Raw genomic sequence first — 4,614 nt, 5'->3', positions numbered from 1 at the left:
TCAGAACCTTCCGGACCGTGTTCCGTGACACCTTCAGGTCACGTGCGATCTCCTTGATCGTCTTGCCCTTGATGAAGTGCTCGCGCCGAATCCGCGCAATCGTCTCCACGACCAGCATCCTCCACCACCTGCTTTGTTACGAAGCAGGCAGCGCAACAGACCAACCTATAGGGGGTCAATTTTGGACGCCGATCCCCCGGCTTAGGGGGTCAATATTGCAGGCCGAATAACATGCAATTTCGGCTAGTTTGGAGTGCACACGTTCGTGTTTCATCCTATTGAGATGATAAGGTAAATCATTGAAATCGCAAGACTACCTCCTTTCTGTGGCACCCATGATGGACTGGAGCGAGAGCACCACGGCTAACGTGAGCAGACTTGTGGTGCATGTGTAGGATCTGCATTTCGAAGGTAGGGGACCGGCTAGTGCTAACGAGTAGTCGCAATAGCTCGAAGTGAAATGATCGAAAATCGTGGGTTTGACTCCGGGCCTCGCGGAGGCAGTATCAAAGTGCGATCGAATTGCCGACTGGAAGGCAATGTATGACGAACTGAAGGTCGCTCACGAGGAAAAGGTCTGGCAGGAGATCGTTGGGGCAAAGGATGCCCAGGCGACACTACAAACCCGGATACGCGAACTGGAACCACGGCAGGCAAGCCAGCCAGCGGGAAAAACCGCTCGGAGCCAAAGAGCGCGACAGCTCGTGATCGGGTTGACGCTCGATAGCTACAAACATGATCCAAAACTGAGCCGCAGCACCTTGCCGCAGGAAATTGCCGACGACCTCGCCGAGCACGGCATTGTCTTGGACGTGAACACCGTGCGGAAGTGGTTGAAGCAAGCAGCGGACTTACTGCCGGGCGAATAGTTGGCATTATGCTCCAAGATATACGCGATGAGGATGTGCTCCTTCGAAGATCGCGATTGACCCGCTTTTAGGCCAGATGGAAATCGTGGTAGCTAACCAACGTTCCCGTCGTCTTATCTGCCTCAACCTGGAAGCCGGTGGGATCAAAGCTACCCAACAAAGCAATGTTGGCGGTATGGGATCCGTCGGCGATGCTCAGAGTCCCGCCGCTGTTGTCGGCGTTGGGGGTGTAATTCAACGTCGGCGCGCTGGTGAAGTTGAAGTCGAGAAGATCAATATGATCGTCTGCGCTCATCCCGGAGACGGTCCCTGAGAAATTGAACGAATCGCCAAGGATGAGGGTTCCGGTTGCGCCTGTCGCAAACGTGGTATTTTCCGCCGAAGCATGAGCAAACTCCAACGTCGCGGTCCCACTGATCAGCGCTGAACCGTTGCCACTGACGTTGCCGTCGATCGTGACGTTGCCGTCGTTGGCCCACAACAGGCCGGTATTGACGACGTCGCTGTGGACCACCAGTCCACCGGTTCCCGTTGCCTCGATCGTGCCGGTGTTGGTTACGGCGTTAGCTCCGGTATTGATGTCGAGTGCATTGGTGCCGGTGGCGATGATCGTGCCTTCGTTGACCAGCACCATCACGCCATCCCCGAGGTGGCCAGCGCCGGAGATCGTGTTGTCCACGTTCGTCAGCGTGACGTCCGAGACCGTTCCTGTGATCAGGTTCTGACTGCTATCGGACAGGACGACCTGCCCATGACCCTGGAGCGTGATGCCGTGCTCGATGAGCTCGAGGTCGGTCCCGCTTCTGGTCGAGTTCAACTCAATCGTGCCGGTGTTGTCGATGATGCCGGAGAGCGGCAGGATCGCGCCGTCGCTGATCACCATGTGGCCGGCATTCTCCGTGACCGGCGTTTGATCGAACACGAAGTCATCAGCCGTGAGCGAGTCGGCATCGACCCCATTCAACGTGATCGACTGGCCATCGGCGAGCGTAATCACCGCATTGCCGGCAGCATCGTTGGCCACGTGCGCCTGGATGTCGCCAAAACCGGTGAAGTTGGCGTAGCCGATCAGATCGATCTGATCGGAGGCAGCGTCGAAGCTGTAGATCACGTCATGCCCGATCGGCTGGGAGAGCACGAACAAGTCGTGGCCGGTGGAGCCGGTCAGGTTATCGTCGCCTGAGAGCGCGAAGATTGGGGAGCCTTGTCCAAAGGCTTCGACGTTGTCGTCGATCATGGCCAACCCGGTGCCGCCTGTAGAATCAGTCCAAGTTTGCGATATATGCAGCGACACCGCACCTGCGTAGTCATCTAGCGTGGTGATAGAGAGCGCGGTGACGTCGTTTGTCTGCACCGACCAGGTCCCATCGCCGTTGTCGGTACCCTCGCTCAGCGTCCAACCCGCCGGAATGCCACTGATGCTGATGCTGATCATGCCAACGTGATCTGCCGGGTTTGTCAGTCCAAGGTTGATGGCTTCGCCGGCAATGCCTGCGGGCGCGAGATGAGCCTGATTGATGTTGGTCAGGGTGACCCCTACGAGATCGACCAGGATGTCGTTAGCGGCGTTCGGAGTTGTGCCGACCTGCTCAAAAACATAGCTATGAGCAGTTCCGGCGATGTTCGCGACAAAAGCAACCGCTGCGCCGGTGCCGGTGGCTATATCGTTGTTGTGAAGGTACTGCACGACGGCTGCGACGTTAGCGGTGGACGTCAGGGTTAGTGCTGACGCAAAGGCATTGGCATCATCGAATGTGATGACGCCGTTCGTGATGGCATGCGATTTCACCGTCTGACCGGAAATGGTCAACGTGGAGTCAGTGCCGTTAGTGCCGGCAGTATTGGCCGTCACGTTGGTGACCGGCAGATCAAGGATGTCGTTGGTGCCGGTCGTGGCGAAGTCGTTGATCACGTCATAGCCGGAAATCGTGCCGGCATCCCCGGAGCTCCCAACGGTACCGAGAGATTGTCCGCTGTTAATGACAAACGTGTCGCCACCAGCTCCGCCGGTCATTGTATCAGCGCCGCTGCCTCCGGTAATGCTGTCGGCGCCTGAGCCGCCGACGAGCGTGTCATTTCCGGAGCCGCCGATCAGCGTGTCATTCTGTGCTGAACCTGTGATGGCCGCCGCTGCGCCGGTATTGGTGACCGTAAAGCCGTTGGCGCCGGTTGCCGCGCTCAGGTCAACGGCAAAGCCGTTGCTGCTCAAGTTTGCCGCACCAGCGTTGCTGGTCGATGACGTGGCCGTAAAGGCTGCCGTGACGGTAGCGTTGGCCGTGGCCCCTGCGCTTACGACAAGGACATCATTCCCTGAAAGATCGGTGATGCTGTCAATGCCCGAATTGACGTTGAACGTGTCGTTGCCGGCACCACCGGTAAGGGTATCGTTACCCAAGCCGCCGGTGAGGGTGTCGTCGCCCGAGCCAGTCTTGAGAGTGTCGTCACTGTCTCCGCCGACAACAATGAAAGCTCCGGACGTGACTGCGCTTGCATCCAAATTGAGCTTTCCATTGCCACCGATACCAGTCGCGTCGACGGTCAGTGTTCCATTATTTTGGAAAGTCGAGAGGAACGTTACGTTGTCGGTATGATTTCCGCTGTTGGTGTCGACCAGTTTGAGAACTTCAAAATTTGTGAGAAAGAGATTTCCCACGCCATTCCCAAATGTGAATGGTCCAGGGGAGCCGCCAGTGACGATGAGCGTGTCTGTGCCGGTTCCGCCGGTGATGCTATCTGTACCGTTCAAGGTCAGATTGGTTGCATTTACCGTATTCGTGCCGCTGGCGTAGAAGATGACGTCGGTCGGACTCGTCGTCATGGTCCCTGGGTTAGGGCTTTCCTCATTGATGGTAACGGTGTCGCTATCGCTCAATCCACCCTGATCCGTCGTCGTGATCGTCAAAGTATCGGCGCCGACGAAAGTGTCGGTTGGATTGTAGAGAAGACCATTCAAGGCGTTGTTGATGTTCGCGCCCGTGCCGGAGAAGGTCATGGTCGCGTCGGTCGTACCGTCGCCGGTGGTGAACGAGAGGCCGGTTGTACCCGATAGCGTCAGCGTGCCGTGCGCGACCGACAGCGTCACTGTCTCGGTCCCAGCGCCTACGTCAACGTCCGAGATTGAGATGAGCTTGGCGCCGTTGAATGTCACATTGGTATTTTGCACCACCTCTTGCGTACCGGGCACCGTATTCACCGGCGCATCGTTGGCGCCGTTGATGGTGACCGTCACCACCGCGGTGTCAGTCAGGCTGCCGTCGCTGACGGTGTAATTGAAGCTATCGGTGGTCGTGCCGCCGGTATTGAGCGCCTGCACCGCAGCGTCGGTTTCGTTGATGACGTAGGTGTAGCTGCCATTGGCGGCAATCGTCAGCGTGCCATGCGCGCCAACCAGGCCAACACCCAGCGAGCCCGTGGTGCCGGCACCTTCGGTGCTGCCGGTGCGGATCGCAGTCACCGTAAGGCTGCCGCTGTCGACATCCGTGTCATTGGTGACGACGTTGCCGGTCGCGTTGAGGCCGCCCGAGCCGTTGGCCGTGCCGCCCTTCTCGGTCGCCGCGGTGGCGCCCGCGCTGGCGCTGGTGTCGTTCACAGCCACCGGCGCGTCGTTGGTGCCGGTGACGGTCACCGTCACCGACTGGGTATCCGACGCNGCGTTGTTGTCGGTGCTCTGGACCGTATAGGTCAGCGTCAGCGACTGGCCGGCGGCCAGATAGTCAAACGCCTGCGTTCCGGAATTGAACGTCCA

The 4,614-nt window shown here is 58.4% G+C and carries 3 protein-coding genes; 1 reads left to right on the top strand and 2 read right to left on the bottom strand.

The annotated features are described in order from the left end of the window. A partial coding sequence (locus A3M7_RS49300; RefSeq protein WP_156937105.1) for a helix-turn-helix domain-containing protein occupies positions 1–118 on the bottom strand: 118 nt, incomplete at its 3' end. 421 nt (positions 119–539) lie between these two features. Between A3M7_RS49300 and A3M7_RS0137485 the strand changes: the two genes are divergently transcribed. Then, a complete protein-coding gene (locus tag A3M7_RS0137485) occupies positions 540–869 on the top strand; it encodes a hypothetical protein (protein ID WP_027548472.1) in 330 nt (109 codons plus the stop codon). Between the two features lie 67 nt (positions 870–936). Here A3M7_RS0137485 and A3M7_RS45600 read toward each other — a convergent pair. Then, the coding region (locus A3M7_RS45600) for a VCBS domain-containing protein (RefSeq protein WP_049823950.1) at positions 937–4,614 on the bottom strand (3,678 nt) is incomplete at its 5' end.

The sequence above is a fragment of the Bradyrhizobium sp. WSM2254 genome, assembly GCF_000472645.1.
In the GTDB taxonomy this organism is placed as follows: domain Bacteria; phylum Pseudomonadota; class Alphaproteobacteria; order Rhizobiales; family Xanthobacteraceae; genus Bradyrhizobium; species Bradyrhizobium niftali.
Note: the sequence above shows the minus strand (reverse complement) of the source record. Positions and strands in the feature narration are given on the sequence as shown.

Coding starts and splice junctions, on each gene's coding strand:
- A3M7_RS0137485 (WP_027548472.1), top strand. CDS start 540: ATGTATGACGAACTGAAGGTCGCTCACGAGGAAAAGGTCTGGCAGGAG.